Source organism: Streptomyces sp. NPDC053431, assembly GCF_044544925.1.
Taxonomy (GTDB): Bacteria; Actinomycetota; Actinomycetes; order Streptomycetales; family Streptomycetaceae; genus Streptomyces.
Genome location: NZ_JBITXX010000003.1, coordinates 243,703 through 258,979 on the forward strand (window position 1 = coordinate 243,703; position 15,277 = coordinate 258,979).

The window sequence follows — 15,277 nt, forward strand, 5'->3', positions numbered from 1 at the left end:
GCCCCCCGTAGGCAGTAGGCAGTCTGCAGAGACGAGGAAGAAACCCGTGAGCGACGTCCGTAACGTGATCATCATCGGCTCCGGGCCCGCGGGTTACACCGCGGCGCTCTACACGGCCCGCGCGTCGCTGAAGCCGCTCGTTTTCGAGGGTGCCGTCACCGCCGGTGGCGCCCTGATGAACACGACCGAGGTGGAGAACTTCCCCGGCTTCCGTGACGGCATCATGGGCCCGGACCTCATGGACAACATGCGGGCCCAGGCCGAGCGCTTCGGTGCCGAGCTTGTGCCGGACGACATCGTCTCCGTGGACCTCACGGGTGAGATCAAGACCGTCACGGACACCGCCGGCAACGTGTACCGCGCCAAGGCCGTCATCGTCACGACCGGCTCCCAGCACCGCAAGCTCGGCCTGCCGAACGAGGACACCCTCTCGGGCCGCGGTGTCTCCTGGTGCGCCACCTGCGACGGCTTCTTCTTCCGCGACCAGGACATCGCCGTGGTCGGCGGCGGCGACACCGCGATGGAGGAGGCCACCTTCCTCTCGCGCTTCGCCAAGTCGGTCACCATCGTCCACCGCCGTGACTCCCTGCGTGCCTCCAAGGCCATGCAGGAGCGCGCCTTCGCCGACCCGAAGATCAAGTTCGCCTGGGACAGCGAGGTCGCCGAGATCCACGGCGACCAGAAGCTCACCGGTCTGACCCTGCGCAACACAAAGACCGGCGAGACCAGCGAGCTCCCGGTGACCGGTCTCTTCATCGCCGTGGGCCACGACCCGCGCACCGAGCTCTTCAAGGGCCAGCTGGAGCTGGACGCGGAGGGCTACCTGAAGGTCGACGCCCCGTCCACGCGCACCAACCTCCCGGGTGTCTTCGGCGCCGGCGACGTCGTCGACCACACCTACCGCCAGGCGATCACCGCCGCCGGCACCGGCTGCTCCGCCGCGCTCGACGCCGAGCGCTTCCTGGCCGCCCTCGCCGACGCCGAGAAGCTCGCCGAGACCCCCGCGGTCTGACCCCTACGCATCCCCCACCCCACACCCCGCGAATCAAGGAGGCCGCCGTGGCCGGCGCCACTGTTACCGCTACTGACGCTGACTTCGAGGAGAAGGTCCTCAAGAGCGAGAAGCCCGTTCTCGTGGACTTCTGGGCCGAGTGGTGCGGCCCGTGCCGCCAGATCGCCCCGTCGCTCGAGGCCATCGCCGCCGAGCACCCCGAGATCACCATCGTGAAGCTCAACATCGACGAGAACCCGGGCACGGCCGCCAAGTACGGCGTCATGTCCATCCCGACCCTGAACGTCTACCAGGACGGCGAGGTCGTGAAGACGATCGTGGGTGCCAAGCCGAAGGCCGCGCTCCTGCGTGACCTCGAGGGCTTCGTCGAGGCCAAGGCCTGACGCTCCCGCTGTTTCACGTGAAACAGCAGCGGCCCGCCCCCGTGAGGGGGCGGGCCGCTGTCGTCTGTCGGAAGGCGACCGGAAGCCGTCAGAGAGGCCGCAGCACCGGCTCTTTCTGCACGGCGCCCAGGAGCCGGTCGAGAGCCATCTCGACGTCCTCCTTCCACGACAGAGTCGTCCTCAGCTCCAGCCGCAGCCGCGGGTAGGTGGGATGGGGCCGTACGGTCTTGAAGCCCACCGCGAGCAGATGATCGGCGGGCAACACACAGGCCGGCTCCTTCCAGCGGGCGTCCCCGAAGGCCTCGATCGCCTTGAATCCGCGCCGCAGGAGATCCTTCGCCACCGTCTGCACCATGACCCGGCCCAAGCCCTGGCCCTGGTACCCCGGCATGATCCAGGCCGTCATCAGCTGCACGGCATCCGCGGCGACGGGGCTCGTCGGGAAGGCGGTGGAGCGGGGCACATAGGCCGGAGGCGCGTACAGAACGAACCCGACCGGCACGTCGTCGACGTAGACCACCCGGCCGCAGGACCCCCATTCGAGGAGCACGGCGGAGATCCAGGCCTCCTTCTCCAGCTCCGGGCGGCCGGCCTTCACGGCGGCCTCGCCACTGACCGGATCAAGCTCCCAGAACACACAGGAGCGACACCGCTTGGGGATATCCGGAAGGTTGTCCAGCGTGAGCGGTACGAGCCGACGCCCCACGGCTGCTCCTCGCTTCCCTCGGCCATTTCTGTACGAATTCGCCTCTCCGAATCGTAACGAGGGGTCGATGAGGGCGATACCGCGGACAGGCAAAGGGCGGAGCGCGTTCCGGTGAATGCCGGAACCCGCCCCGCCCTGGGGATGCGCAGAGAGGGATCTAGCCCTCGGAGCCCGGCCCGTCCTCGCCGGCGGCGGGGTCCTGGCCACCCTGCTCCGCGTTCCCGTGGTCCATCACGCGGCCCTCACCCGGAGCCAGGGTCGAGAGGATCCGGTCGAGATCCTCCATCGAGGCGAACTCGACGGTGATCTTGCCCTTCTTCTGACCGAGGTCGACCTTCACCCGCGTCTCGAAGCGATCGGAGAGCCGGGTCGCGAGCTCCCGCAGGGCCGGGGAGACCCGGGTACCCGCGCGCGGGCCCTTGGGCTTGACCGGAGACGAGGGCTCCGAGCCCATGAGGGTGACGATCTCTTCCACGGCGCGCACCGAGAGGCCCTCGGCGACGATCCGGTACGCGAGCTTGTCCTGCGTCTCCGGGTCGTCAACGGACAGCAGCGCACGGGCGTGGCCCGCCGAGAGGACACCCGCGGCGACGCGACGCTGCACGGGCGGCGAGAGACGCAGCAGACGCAGCGTGTTGGAGACCTGCGGCCGCGAGCGTCCGATGCGGTCGGCCAGCTGGTCGTGGGTGCAGTTGAAGTCCTTGAGGAGCTGGTCGTAGGCCGCGGCCTCTTCCAGCGGGTTCAGCTGGGCCCGGTGCAGGTTCTCCAGGAGGGCGTCGAGCAGCAGCTTCTCGTCCTCGGTGGCCCGCACGATCGCCGGGATCCGCTCCAGGCCGGCCTCACGGCAGGCCCGCCAGCGGCGCTCGCCCATGATGAGCTCGTAGCGCTCGGGAGCCAACTGGCGCACGACGACCGGCTGGAGCAGACCGACCTCCTTGATGGAGGTGATCAGCTCGGCCAGGGCGTCCTCGTCGAACACCTCACGCGGCTGGCGCGGGTTCGGGGTGATGGAGTCCAGCGGCAGCTCGGCGAAGTGCGCCCCGGCGGGGGACTCCGGTAGCGGCTCGGGCTCGGCGACCGGCACCACGGAGTCCGGGGACTGCGGGCTCGACGGCAGAGTCGCCAGCTTCGCCGCAGCCACCCCCCGGTCCGAGCCGAGCGCCTGAACGGCTCCGGAAGCGGTCGTGGCAGAGGCAGCAGCCCCCACCCCGGCAGCCGGCACCTGTCGCTCCTGGGGAGCAGCGGGGATCAGCGCACCGAGCCCGCGCCCCAGCCCCCTACGTCGCTCGCTCACTGCATCCCCTCCGACATTCGCTGGCTGTTCTGGTGACCCATGGTCGGGTGACCCGTCTGCGGGTGCACCCCATGGGCCTGAGTGGCGTCATAGCTGAGATCGACCCCGCGCAGGGCGATCTCGCGTGCCGCTTCGAGATACGACAGGGCACCGCTGGAACCCGGATCGTAGGTGAGCACGGTCTGCCCGTAGCTCGGCGCCTCCGAGATCCGCACGGAGCGCGGAATGCTGGTCCTCAGGACCTCCTCGCCGAAGTGGCTGCGCACCTCGTCGGCGACCTGCGAGGCGAGCCTCGTGCGGCCGTCGTACATGGTGAGGAGGATCGTCGAGACGTGCAGCGTGGGGTTGAGGTGTCCACGCACCAGGTCGACGTTCCGCAGGAGCTGGCCCAGGCCCTCCAGTGCGTAGTACTCGCACTGGATGGGGATCAGCACCTCGGCCCCCGCCACGAGGGCGTTGACCGTCAGCAGACCCAGCGAGGGCGGGCAGTCGATCAGGATGTAGTCGAGCGGCTGCTCATAGGCCTGGATCGCTCGCTGCAGCCGGCTCTCGCGCGCCACCAGCGACACCAGCTCGATCTCCGCACCGGCGAGATCGATCGTGGCCGGGGCGCAGAAGAGGCCCTCGACGTCCCGGACGGGCTGGACGACCTCGGCGAGCGGCTTGCTCTCGACGAGGACGTCATAGATCGAGGGGACCTCGGCATGATGGTCGATGCCCAGCGCTGTGGAGGCGTTGCCCTGCGGATCCAGGTCGATGACCAGGACGCGGGCACCGTGCAGCGCCAGGGAGGCAGCCAGATTGACCGTCGTGGTCGTCTTGCCCACGCCGCCCTTCTGGTTGGCGACGACCATCACACGGGTCTGGGCAGGCCGGGGAAGTCCCTCACCGGCACGGCCCAGGGCCTCTACGGCCAGCTGGGCGGCACGGCCGATGGGGGTGTCGTCCATCGGAGGCGGTGTTTCACGTGAAACATCCGCCCCTACCGATTCGGTTCGGGGACCGGGGACCGGATCGGTCATCGGTCCCGCGATGTTGGCGTCGGACCGCAAGGATTCACTCTCCTCGGCTTCAGGCTCGCGATGGATAGAGCCTGCCATGCCTTCGGGGTCGTGAACCAGCGAGGCCCGTGGTTCTGTGGACGAATCCACCTCTGTGGACAACCCTTTAACCCTCACGGGGGGTTTCGTCGGGGTCTTGCGGTCCCAGGGCGTGGCAGCCGCGCGGCCGCGGCTGATGATCCCCTGCAGCAGTGAGCGACGTTTCACGTGAAACACGATGCACGCGCCGCAGGGCCGCGGCTGCTCGACACTCCGAAATCTGTACGTATCGCAGCTTGTACGGATCAGCGGGCACGAATCGGCGGGTAAGGATCGGCCAGGATCAGCGGCGGCGACGGGGCCGAGCGGACCGGGCCGCCTTGGCGCGCTTGGCGGCGAACCTCACACCACCGGGGCTCTCCCCGCACTCGACCCGGACCACCGTGGTCATCGGGTCGACGACCCCCTCGCCCACATGCAGCACGGAGGCCTCCACCACGCCGAGCTTGGAGAGCGCGGCGCGAGCACCGTCGATCTCCTCCTCCGCGGTGTCGCCCTTCAGCGCGAGCATCTCTCCGTAGGGACGGAGCAGCGGCACGCCCCAGCCGGCCAGCCGGTCCAGCGGCGCCACGGCCCGCGCAGTCACGACATGCACGGGCGGAAGCTTGCCCAGCATCTCCTCCGCCCGGCCGCGGACCACGGTCACATGGTCGAGACCGAGCAGCTCCACGGCCTCCTGGAGGAAGTTCGTCCGGCGGAGCAGCGGCTCCAGCAGCGTGATCTTCAGATCCCGGCGGACCAGGGCCAGCGGGATACCGGGCAGGCCGGCACCGGAGCCGACGTCGCAGACCGTGACGCCCTCGGGAACGACCTCGGAGAGGACGGCACAGTTCAGAAGGTGCCGCTCCCACAGCCGGGGAACCTCACGCGGGCCGATGAGACCTCGCTTCACCCCGGCGTCCGCCAGGAGCTCCGCGTACCGGACCGCCTCCGGGAAGTACTCGCCGAAGACTGTCCGCGCCTGCTCCGGCGCCTGGGGAAGCTCCGCTGCCTCCGTCACGGGGAACCGTCCTTCCGTACCGTACGCGTACCGTGCGAGCGCACGGGGTGGCTGACTATCAGGCTGACAAAGTTCGGCCCCGCCTGCGAACAGACGGGGCCGACCTCACGAGAGGGTTCAGGCAGGGAGCACGACGACGAAGCGCTGCGGCTCCTCGCCCTCGGACTCGCTGCGCAGACCGGCCGCGGCGACCGCGTCGTGCACGACCTTGCGCTCGAACGGCGTCATCGGGTCCAGCTTGACCGGCTGGCCGGAGGCCTTGACCTCGTCCGCGGCCTTGGCGCCCAGCTGGGCGAGCTCGGCCCGCTTCTTGGCGCGGAAGCCCGCGATGTCGAGCATCAGACGGCTGCGGTCGCCGGTCTCCCGGTGCACGGCGAGCCGCGTCAGCTCCTGAAGGGCCTCCAGCACCTCTCCGTCACGGCCGACGAGCTTCTGCAGGTCACGGCTGCCGGCGTCGCTGATGATCGAGACCGAGGCCCGGTCCGCCTCGACGTCCATGTCGATGTCACCGTCGAGGTCAGCGATGTCGAGCAGGCCCTCGAGGTAGTCGGCCGCGATCTCACCCTCCTGCTCCAGGCGGGTCAGGGTGTCGCCACCCTCGGCGGCGGAGGTGGTGCCTTCCGTCACGGATGGACTCCTTCTTGCTTCGTGGAGGCTTACTTCTTGGAGGAGGGGTGCTTGGGCCGCTGCTGGCCCTTGCGCTGGCCGGACTTGGCCTGGCGGGAGCCGCCGGAGTTGGCCCGGCTCGGCCGGGCCGGCTGCTCTTCCGTGCCCTGGGCACCGGCCTTGGCGCCCTTGGCCTGCGACTGCGGCTTCTTCTCCAGCGAGGGAGCCGTCGTCTCCTGGACCTCGTCGGTCTTCTCGTCCGAGGGCTTGGCGTCCGAGGGCTGCTGGCCGGCCGCCGCCTGGCGCTGGGCCTTGGTCTGGCGCTTGGGCTGCTGGCGACGGGTGGTGACACCGCCCTCCGCCTCGGCGGTCACGGTGGCGCCCTTGATCACGGTGCCGTCGGCCTGGGCGGTGAAGCCGGCCTTCGACAGACCCACGAAGAAGCGGCGCTCGTTCTCGTTGCGATCGGCGCCCTTGGCGACGATGGCCTTGACGATGTTCTTCCGGCGGCGACCGCGAACCTCACCGTGGTGGCTGACGTTCTTGAGCAGGCGCTGCAGGTAAGCGTCCTGGGCCTTGCTGCCCGGCGTCGGGTTCTGGTTGATCACGTACATCTGCTGGCCCATGGTCCACACGTTGGTGGTCAGCCAGTAGACGAGGACACCGACGGGGAAGTTGATGCCCATGCCGGCGAAGATCAGCGGGAAGATGTACATCAGCATCTTCTGCTGCTGCATGTACGGGGTCTTCACCGTGAGGTCGACGTTCTTCATCATCAGCTGGCGCTGGGTGAAGAACTGCGAGGCCGACATCATGATGATCATGATCGCGGTGACAATGCGCACATCGGTGATCGAGGCGCCGAGGGCCTCGACCTTCTCGGCGCTGTCCGTGAACTTCGCGGCCAGGGGGGCGCCGAAGATGTGTGCCTGACGGGCGCTGTCGAGCAGCGACTGGTTGATGACGCCGATCGTCTTGCCCTCGGCGATGTGGGAGAGCACCGAGTACAGAGCGAAGAAGAACGGCGACTGCGCCAGGATGGGAAGGCACGAGGAGAGCGGGTTGGTGCCCGTCTCCTTGTACAGCTTCATCATCTCTTCGGACTGACGCTGCTTGTCGCTCTTGTAGCGCTCCTGGATCGCCTTCATCTTCGGCTGGAGCGCCTGCATGTTCCGCGTCGACTTGATCTGCTTCACGAAGAGCGGGATCAGACAGATGCGGATCAGCACCACGAGGGAAACGATCGACAGGCCCCAGGCCCAGCCCGTGTCAGGGCCGAAGATCGCCCCGTACAGCTTGTGGAACTGGACGATCACCCATGAGACAGGTGTGGTGATGAAGCTGAAAAAATTGGCAATCGTGTCCACTAATCAGGCTCCTTGAGCATTGGGCGAGGTCTCTGCGGCCGGGCTCGTCTCGGCGGAGAACCCGCCCTTGTCTCCGCGCAGGGCGTTGCGCAGCATCTCGTGCCAGCGCGGCCGCTTACGCGGGGGAACATGGTCCACGCCGCCGGGCGACCACGGATTACACCGCAGGATGCGCCAGGCGGTCAGGGCAGTGCCCTTGATCGCGCCATGCCGGTCAATGGCCGTGAATCCGTAGTGGGAACACGACGGGTAATACCGGCAGACGGGGCCCAGGAGCGGGCTGATCGTCCACTGGTACAGCTTGATGAGAGCCAGCAGCGGGTACTTCATCGCGCGCCCCCTCCCAGCAACCGCTGGAGAGCGGCATCCAGGTCTCGGGCCAGCTGTGCGTGGTCGGCGTCACCGGCTCCGGGCAACGCCCGTACGACCACCAGGCTACCGGGGGGCAGCTCGGTGAGCCGCTCACGCACGAGATGGCGCAGGCGACGCTTCACCTGGTTGCGGACGACCGCGCCGCCTACGGCCTTGCTCACGACGAAACCCGCACGCGTCGGGGGAGCGCTCTCCCCAGGCGCGTGCGGGTCCGTTGCACCGCTGCGTAGATGGACGACGAGGAGCGGGCGTCCGGCCCGGCGTCCTCTGCGTACCGCGGTCGCGAAGTCCTCGCGCCGCCTCAGCCGATTCTCGGTAGGCAGCACGTCATGACCTGTTTAGACAGATCAGGCGGACAGGCTCGCGCGACCCTTGGCACGGCGGTTCGCCAGGATGGCACGGCCGGCACGGGTACGCATGCGCAGGCGGAAGCCGTGGGTCTTCGCGCGACGACGGTTGTTCGGCTGGAAGGTGCGCTTGCTCACTCGGGGGCTCCAGTAATGATTCGTTGGTGGCGGGACATCGCCTGGCTGTCACCGTGCGCCCACGAGTAGCTCGCATACGCCCGAGTGCACCGCTTCGCGATCACATATGGTGATCTTCGCCCATCGGAGGCAGGCGGCAGCAGCCATCGACAACTCGACCTGGTTACGGTACGCGCGGCTACGCCATCCGGTCAAACCGACCGGTCACCGGGGTCCTCTGTGCACAGGCTGTGGACAACAACTTGAACCACGTCAGCCGCCGCGACTACCGTGGCTGGACTCCGCAATCTTTTCCGTTCTGTCCTTACCTGTCCTTACGGACTTCGACCCACCGTCCCGAGAACCACACATTCGTGGGACCTGCGAGGAAGCGTGCCCCGTGGCTGACGTACCTGCCGATCTTGCCGCAGTGTGGCCGCGCGTGCTGGAACAGCTCCTCGGCGAAGGCCAGGGCATCGAGCCCAAGGACAAGCAGTGGATCGAGCGCTGCCAGCCGCTCGCACTGGTGGCCGACACCGCGCTGCTCGCCGTTCCCAACGAGTACGGCAAGCAGGTGCTCGAAGGCCGCCTCGCCCCGCTGATCAGCGAGGCGCTGAGCCGCGCCTGCGGCCGGCCGATCCGGATCGCGATCACCGTCGACGACTCCGCCGGCGAGCCCGCCCCGCCGACCCGGCAGCAGCACCAGCAGCAGCCGCGCTACGACGAGCGCCCGCCCGCGGAACCCTACGGCTCCTACGACCAGTACGAGAAGTACGACGACTACGGGCGGCCGATGCCGGACGACGGCCTGCCGACCGCCCGCCCCGCCTACCCCGGCGAGTACCAGCAGCGCCCCGAGCCGGGCTCCTGGCCGCGCGCCCAGGAGGACCTCTCCTGGCAGCAGCAGCGGCTCGGCGGCTTCCAGGAGCGCGACCCCTACGCGACCGCCCGGCCGCAGTCCCCGCAGCCGCGCTACGACGAGCGCCCCGCGTACGAGCAGCCGCAGCGCCCCGAGCGCGCGGAGCTGCCCGAACCCCAGGGTCCCCGGCCCGGCGGGCCGGGCCCCGGCGGAATGGGCGCGGGCGGCCCGGGCATGGGCGGCTCCTCGACCGGTCAGGGCACCGGAGCCGGCGCGCCCGGCGAGCAGCACGCGCGCCTGAACCCCAAGTACCTCTTCGACACCTTCGTCATCGGTTCCTCGAACCGCTTCGCGCACGCGGCGGCGGTCGCCGTGGCCGAGGCTCCGGCGAAGGCGTACAACCCCCTCTTCATCTACGGGGAGTCGGGGCTCGGCAAGACCCACCTGCTCCACGCGATCGGGCACTACGCGCGCAGCCTCTACCCGGGCACCCGGGTGCGGTACGTGAGCTCGGAGGAGTTCACGAACGAGTTCATCAACTCGATCCGCGACGGCAAGGGCGACGCGTTCCGCAAGCGCTACCGGGATGTGGACATCCTGCTGGTCGACGACATCCAGTTCCTCGCGAGCAAGGAGTCGACGCAGGAGGAGTTCTTCCACACCTTCAACACGCTGCACAACGCGAACAAGCAGATCGTGCTCTCCTCGGACCGGCCGCCGAAGCAGCTGATGACCCTGGAGGACCGGCTGCGCAACCGCTTCGAGTGGGGTCTCACCACCGACGTGCAGCCGCCGGAGCTGGAGACGCGCATCGCGATCCTGCGCAAGAAGGCCGTGCAGGAGCAGCTGAACGCCCCGCCGGAGGTGCTGGAGTTCATCGCCTCCCGGATCTCGCGGAACATCCGCGAGCTGGAGGGCGCGCTGATCCGCGTGACCGCGTTCGCGAGCCTCAACCGGCAGCCGGTGGACCTCGGACTCACCGAGATCGTGCTCAAGGACCTGATCCCGGGCGGCGAGGACTCGGCGCCGGAGATCACGGCCGGCGCCATCATGGCGGCGACGGCCGACTACTTCGGTCTGACGGTGGAGGACCTGTGCGGCTCCTCCCGCAGCCGCGTGCTGGTCACCGCCCGGCAGATCGCCATGTACCTGTGCCGTGAGCTCACGGACCTGTCGCTGCCGAAGATCGGCGCGCAGTTCGGCGGGCGCGACCACACCACGGTCATGCACGCGGACCGCAAGATCCGCGCGCTGATGGCCGAGCGGCGCTCCATCTACAACCAGGTCACCGAGCTGACCAACCGCATCAAGAACGGCTGACGCACGCTCTCAGCGGCCTGTGAAGGGCGCTCCGGGACACCTCCCGGGGCGCCCTTCGGCGTTCCCGGGCGGGCGCTCGGCCCTGGGGCGGCCTGGGGGGCGGCCCGCCGGTGTTCGATTAGGCCGTTCCGGTGGCGGGTTCTCCACAGATTGGGGGATGATCTCCCGTCCACAGGGTGGGGACTGCCGAGTTATCCGGATTGCTTCCACAGGCGACCCTGGTGACAACCCATCACACCAGCTCAGAGGGGTGTGGAATTGTTGGCAAACGATCTCCACAGGCTGTGGATGAAAGATCCGTCCACAGGGGCCCCGCGAGGTTGTCCACCGCCCGCCCACAGGGAGCAGGCGGTTGCCCACAGCTTCTCCACACCGCTGTCCACTGTTCGGCAACGAAACACGGGTCCTCACCGAGGCGAGTGAAAGCGGTCACACCAAGGGAGACGTTTGGGCTGTGGGGAACCTGGGGAAAGCTGGGGACAGCACTGGGGAGAACTCCCCCTGCCCTGTGAATCGGGTGTGCAGAACTTTCGCGTGTCCACAGAACACCCCGGTTGTCCACCGGTGCCACCCACAGGGGCAGTGGACAAAAAACGGGCGCTGACCTGCGAAAACGGCGTTATCCACGGTTTCCACAGGCCCTACTACTACTCCCACTCATAGTTAGCTCGGAATCCGCTTTGAAGCGGGGGCTGTGCACAACTCGAGCCCGGAGCCTCGGCGACCTCTTGTCGCGACTTGACCCCGAGCCGCACCGAGTGTCGGTGGCGTACGTCAGACTGGATCCCGCAGTCGACGAAGAGCCAGCAACAAGCAGGAGGCGGTTCCGGTGAAGATCCGGGTGGAGCGCGATGTACTCGCGGAGGCGGTGGCGTGGGTGGCCCGCAGCCTTCCGGCCCGTCCGCCGGCGCCCGTGCTCGCGGGCCTTCTGCTGAAGGCCGAGGACGGCGCGCTGAGCTTCTCCAGCTTCGACTACGAGGTCTCGGCCCGGGTCTCCGTCGAGGCGGAGGTCGAGGAGGACGGCACCGTCCTCGTCTCCGGCCGCCTGCTCGCCGACATCTGCCGCGCCCTCCCCAACCGTCCGGTGGAGATCTCCACAGACGGTGTACGGGCGACCGTGGTCTGCGGCTCCTCCCGCTTCACCCTCCACACCCTGCCTGTGGAGGAGTACCCGGCGCTGCCGGAGATGCCCACCGCGACCGGCACCGTCCCCGGCGAGGTCTTCGCGGCCGCCGCCGCCCAGGTGGCCATCGCCGCCGGCCGTGACGACACGCTGCCCGTCCTCACCGGTGTGCGCATCGAGATCGAGGGCGACACGGTCACCCTGGCCTCCACCGACCGCTACCGCTTCGCCGTGCGCGAGTTCCTGTGGAAGCCGGAGTCCCCGGACGCCTCCGCCGTCGCCCTGGTGCCGGCGAAGACCCTTCTGGACACCGCCAAGTCGCTGACCAGCGGTGACACGGTCACCCTGGCGCTCTCCGGCTCCGGCAAGGGCGAGGGCCTGATCGGTTTCGAGGGCGCGGGCCGCCGCACCACCACCCGTCTGCTCGAAGGCGACCTGCCGAAGTACCGGACGCTCTTCCCCACCGAGTTCAACTCGGTCGCGGTGATCGAGACCGCCCCCTTCGTCGAGGCCGTCAAGCGCGTGGCCCTGGTGGCCGAGCGCAACACGCCCGTCCGGCTCAGCTTCGAGCAGGGCGTGCTCATCCTGGAGGCCGGCTCCAGCGACGACGCACAGGCTGTGGAGCGGGTGGACGCGCAGCTGGACGGCGACGACATCTCGATCGCCTTCAACCCGACGTTCCTGCTGGACGGCCTGAGCGCGATCGACTCCCCGGTCGCCCAGCTCTCCTTCACGACCTCGACGAAGCCCGCGCTCCTGAGCGGCAGGCCGGCGGTCGACGCGGAGGCGGACGAGGCCTACAAGTACCTGATCATGCCGGTCCGCCTGAGCGGCTGACGCCGGGACACGAGCCGTCGACTGAGCGGCTGACCCCACAGGTGTGCACGGGGGTCCGGGCGTAGGCTCGGACCCGGGTACGAACCGCACACGACGCTTAAGGAATCTCTGATGGAGCTCGGTCTCGTCGGTCTCGGCAAGATGGGCGGCAACATGCGCGAGCGCATTCGCCGCGCCGGCCACACCGTCATCGGATACGACCGCAACCCGGACCTCGCCGATGTCCACAGCCTCGAAGAGCTTGTGGGCAAGCTCAAGGGTCCGCGCGTCGTGTGGGTCATGGTCCCCGCGGGTGCGGCGACCCAGTCGACCATCGACGAGCTGGCCGACCTGCTCTCCCCCGGCGACATCGTCGTGGACGGCGGAAACTCCCGCTGGACCGACGACGAGAAGCACGCCGAGGAGCTCGCCGCCAAGGGCATCGGGTTCGTCGACTGCGGCGTCTCCGGCGGCGTCTGGGGCCTGGAGAACGGCTACGCGCTGATGTACGGCGGCGACGCCGAGCACGTGGCGCGCGTCCAGCCGATCTTCGACGCGCTGAAGCCCGAGGGCGAGTTCGGCTCGGTCCACGCGGGCAAGGTCGGCGCCGGCCACTTCGCGAAGATGGTCCACAACGGCATCGAGTACGCGATGATGCAGGCCTACGCCGAGGGCTGGGAGCTCCTGGAGAAGGTCGACTCCGTCACCGACGTGCGCGAGGTCTTCCGCTCCTGGCAGGAAGGCACCGTCATCCGCTCGTGGCTGCTCGACCTCGCGGTCAACGCCCTCGACGAGGACGAGCACCTGGACCAGCTGCGCGGCTACGCGTCGGACTCCGGCGAGGGCCGGTGGACCGTCGAGGCCGCCATCGACAACGCCGTACCGCTGCCGGCGATCACCGCGTCGCTGTTCGCGCGGTTCGCGTCGCGTCAGGACGACTCGCCGCAGATGAAGATGATCGCCGCGCTGCGCAACCAGTTCGGCGGCCACGCGGTCGAGACGAAGAAGTAATCCACAGGCTGTGCACCCCGCGGTGCACAGCAGCCGGGGGAAGGTCGGCGCCCACCATGCATGTCACGCATCTGTCGCTGGCCGACTTCCGCTCGTACGCCCGGGTCGAGGTCCCGCTCGATCCGGGCGTCACCGCGTTCGTGGGGGCGAACGGTCAGGGCAAGACCAACCTCGTCGAGGCGGTCGGCTATCTCGCCACCCTCGGCAGCCATCGCGTCGCCTCCGACGCCCCGCTCGTGCGCATGGGCGCGGAGCGGGCGATCATCCGGGCCGCCGTCACCCAGGGCGAGCGCTCCCAGCTGGTCGAGCTCGAACTCAACCCGGGACGTGCCAACCGCGCCCGTATCAACAGGTCTTCGCAGGTCAGGCCCCGTGACGTGCTGGGGATCATCCGCACGGTGCTGTTCGCGCCGGAGGACCTGGCGCTGATCAAGGGCGACCCCGGCGAGCGCCGGCGCTTCCTCGACGAGCTGATCACGGCGCGTGCGCCGCGCATGGCGGGCGTGCGCTCCGACTACGAGCGGGTGCTCAAGCAGCGCAACACGCTCCTGAAGTCCGCCGCGATGGCCCGGCGGCACGGCGGCCGCTCCATGGACATGTCCACCCTGGACGTCTGGGACCAGCACCTGGCCCGGGCCGGCGCCGAGCTGCTCGCCCAGCGGCTCGACCTCATCGGCATGCTCCGCCCGCTCGCCGACAAGGCGTACGAGCAGCTGGCTCCGGGCGGCGGGCCCGTTCAGCTGGAGTACAAGCCGTCCGCGCCCGGCTCCGGGCACACCCGCGAGGAGCTGTACGGACAGCTGATCGCCGCGCTCGCCGACGTGCGCAAGCAGGAGATCGAGCGGGGCGTCACGCTGGTCGGACCGCACCGCGACGACCTGCTGCTCAAGCTCGGCGACCTGCCGGCCAAGGGGTACGCGAGCCACGGCGAGTCCTGGTCGTACGCGCTGGCGCTCCGCCTGGCCTCGTACGACCTGCTGCGTGCCGAGGGCAACGAGCCGGTGCTCGTCCTCGACGATGTCTTCGCCGAGCTCGACGCGCGCCGGCGCGAGCGGCTCGCGGAGCTCGTCGCGCCCGGCGAGCAGGTGCTGGTCACGGCCGCGGTCGACGACGACGTGCCGGGCGTGCTCGCGGGCGCCCGGTACGCGGTGTCCGGCGGTGCGGTGGAACGGGTCTGAGAGTAGGACGGCGATGAACGGCGAAACTTCCCCACAGCCTGTGGACAAGTCGGCGGCCGCGACCCCGGAGCCCTCGGGGGTGGATCTCGCCCGGGTCGCGCTGCGCGCCGCCAAGGAGCAGGCGCGGGCGCGGGGCGCGGCCGCGGCGCAGAAGAAGCAGGCCCGGCGCGGTGGCGGTCTGCGCTCCGGCGCGCGGGCCGACGGGCGCGACCCGTTGGCGCTCGGCGCCGCGATCAACCGCCTCATCACCGAGCGGGGCTGGGAGACGCCGGCGGCGGTCGGCGGGGTCATGGGGCGCTGGCCGCAGATCGTCGGCGAGGACCTGGCGAAGCACTGCGTGCCGCTGAAGTACGACGAGGACCCGGAGGAGCGGGTGCTGACCGTGCAGTGCGACTCCACGGCCTGGGCGACGCAGCTGCGGTTGCTGGCGCCGCGGCTGGTCGCGCGACTCAACGAGGACCTGGGGCACGGGACGGTACGGATGATCAAGGTGCTCGGACCCGGCGGTCCCCGCCGTGGTTACGGGCCGCTCCGGGCGCCCGGGTCCACGGGGCCCGGGGACACGTACGGCTGAGCCGAGCCCGGGCACCGTCGTGGTGCCCACCCGGGAGAGACGTTTCCGCCGCGGGTGGTTTGTGCCCACCCGTCCCGCTCCGGCGGGACGAA

Annotated in this window: 16 protein-coding genes; 7 read left to right on the top strand and 9 right to left on the bottom strand. The window is 69.4% G+C overall.

The features are described from left to right. The first annotated feature begins 46 nt into the window (after positions 1-46). Both trxB and trxA read left to right on the top strand, forming a co-directional pair. On the top strand, positions 47-1,012 hold the full coding sequence (trxB, locus tag ACIGXE_RS10560) for a thioredoxin-disulfide reductase (protein ID WP_399745587.1): 966 nt from the start codon (positions 47-49) through the stop codon (positions 1,010-1,012). Positions 1,013-1,059: 47 nt separating this feature from the next. Further along, positions 1,060-1,395 carry a thioredoxin gene (trxA, locus tag ACIGXE_RS10565; protein WP_399745590.1) on the top strand — a complete coding sequence of 112 codons (336 nt, stop codon included), beginning with the start codon at positions 1,060-1,062 and terminating at the stop codon, positions 1,393-1,395. An 88-nt stretch (positions 1,396-1,483) separates the two neighbouring features. On the opposite strand, the gene ACIGXE_RS10570 is transcribed toward trxA, so the two are convergent. The 9 genes from ACIGXE_RS10570 to rpmH all read right to left on the bottom strand — a co-directional run bounded on the left by ACIGXE_RS10570 (position 1,484) and on the right by rpmH (position 8,325). Next, positions 1,484-2,101 (bottom strand): GNAT family N-acetyltransferase, encoded by a 618-nt coding sequence (locus tag ACIGXE_RS10570; protein ID WP_399745592.1) that lies wholly within the window; start codon positions 2,099-2,101, stop codon positions 1,484-1,486. A gap of 157 nt (positions 2,102-2,258) precedes the next feature. Beyond that, positions 2,259-3,395 (bottom strand): ParB/RepB/Spo0J family partition protein, encoded by a 1,137-nt coding sequence (locus ACIGXE_RS10575; RefSeq protein WP_399745594.1) that lies wholly within the window; start codon positions 3,393-3,395, stop codon positions 2,259-2,261. Continuing rightward, positions 3,392-4,495, bottom strand: a complete 1,104-nt coding sequence (locus ACIGXE_RS10580; protein WP_399746335.1) for a ParA family protein — start codon at positions 4,493-4,495, stop codon at positions 3,392-3,394. Before ACIGXE_RS10580 ends, ACIGXE_RS10575 begins: the two co-directional genes overlap by 4 nt. A 283-nt stretch (positions 4,496-4,778) precedes the next feature. After that, a complete protein-coding gene (gene rsmG / locus ACIGXE_RS10585; protein ID WP_399745596.1) occupies positions 4,779-5,495 on the bottom strand; it encodes a 16S rRNA (guanine(527)-N(7))-methyltransferase RsmG in 717 nt (238 codons plus the stop codon). Between the two features lie 117 nt (positions 5,496-5,612). Next, a complete protein-coding gene (locus ACIGXE_RS10590) occupies positions 5,613-6,122 on the bottom strand; it encodes a protein jag (protein ID WP_399745598.1) in 510 nt (169 codons plus the stop codon). A gap of 29 nt (positions 6,123-6,151) precedes the next feature. Next, positions 6,152-7,468: a membrane protein insertase YidC gene (gene yidC, locus ACIGXE_RS10595; protein WP_399745600.1), complete on the bottom strand. Its 1,317-nt coding sequence runs from the start codon at positions 7,466-7,468 to the stop codon at positions 6,152-6,154. 3 nt (positions 7,469-7,471) lie between these two features. Beyond that, positions 7,472-7,798 (bottom strand): membrane protein insertion efficiency factor YidD, encoded by a 327-nt coding sequence (yidD, locus tag ACIGXE_RS10600; RefSeq protein WP_376627304.1) that lies wholly within the window; start codon positions 7,796-7,798, stop codon positions 7,472-7,474. Then, positions 7,795-8,166 carry a ribonuclease P protein component gene (gene rnpA, locus ACIGXE_RS10605; RefSeq protein WP_399745603.1) on the bottom strand — a complete coding sequence of 124 codons (372 nt, stop codon included), beginning with the start codon at positions 8,164-8,166 and terminating at the stop codon, positions 7,795-7,797. Before rnpA ends, yidD begins: the two co-directional genes overlap by 4 nt. 21 nt (positions 8,167-8,187) lie before the next feature. Next, positions 8,188-8,325, bottom strand: a complete 138-nt coding sequence (gene rpmH / locus ACIGXE_RS10610; RefSeq protein ID WP_015659252.1) for a 50S ribosomal protein L34 — start codon at positions 8,323-8,325, stop codon at positions 8,188-8,190. 379 nt (positions 8,326-8,704) lie between these two features. Here rpmH and dnaA point away from each other — a divergent pair, with 379 nt between their 5' ends. The 5 genes from dnaA to ACIGXE_RS10635 all read left to right on the top strand — a co-directional run bounded on the left by dnaA (position 8,705) and on the right by ACIGXE_RS10635 (position 15,185). Continuing rightward, entirely contained in the window at positions 8,705-10,483 is a 1,779-nt protein-coding gene (dnaA, locus tag ACIGXE_RS10615; RefSeq protein ID WP_399745605.1) for a chromosomal replication initiator protein DnaA, read from the top strand. Positions 10,484-11,312: 829 nt separating this feature from the next. Next, on the top strand, positions 11,313-12,443 hold the full coding sequence (dnaN, locus tag ACIGXE_RS10620) for a DNA polymerase III subunit beta (protein WP_399745607.1): 1,131 nt from the start codon (positions 11,313-11,315) through the stop codon (positions 12,441-12,443). 111 nt (positions 12,444-12,554) lie between these two features. Then, a complete protein-coding gene (gnd, locus tag ACIGXE_RS10625; RefSeq protein ID WP_399745609.1) occupies positions 12,555-13,433 on the top strand; it encodes a phosphogluconate dehydrogenase (NAD(+)-dependent, decarboxylating) in 879 nt (292 codons plus the stop codon). Positions 13,434-13,489: 56 nt separating this feature from the next. Continuing rightward, positions 13,490-14,611: a DNA replication/repair protein RecF gene (gene recF / locus ACIGXE_RS10630; protein WP_399745611.1), complete on the top strand. Its 1,122-nt coding sequence runs from the start codon at positions 13,490-13,492 to the stop codon at positions 14,609-14,611. A gap of 13 nt (positions 14,612-14,624) precedes the next feature. Beyond that, complete coding sequence (locus ACIGXE_RS10635; RefSeq protein ID WP_399745613.1) at positions 14,625-15,185, top strand: DUF721 domain-containing protein; 561 nt, start codon at positions 14,625-14,627, stop codon at positions 15,183-15,185. Positions 15,186-15,277: the final 92 nt, after the last annotated feature.

Bases quoted from the DNA above. Each gene is read 5' to 3' on its own strand.
- ACIGXE_RS10580 (WP_399746335.1), bottom strand. From the start codon at position 4,495: ATGGCAGGCTCTATCCATCGCGAGCCTGAAGCCGAGGAGAGTGAATCC.
- ACIGXE_RS10635 (WP_399745613.1), top strand. From the start codon at position 14,625: ATGAACGGCGAAACTTCCCCACAGCCTGTGGACAAGTCGGCGGCCGCG.
- gnd (WP_399745609.1), top strand. From the start codon at position 12,555: ATGGAGCTCGGTCTCGTCGGTCTCGGCAAGATGGGCGGCAACATGCGC.
- yidD (WP_376627304.1), bottom strand. From the start codon at position 7,798: ATGAAGTACCCGCTGCTGGCTCTCATCAAGCTGTACCAGTGGACGATC.
- recF (WP_399745611.1), top strand. From the start codon at position 13,490: ATGCATGTCACGCATCTGTCGCTGGCCGACTTCCGCTCGTACGCCCGG.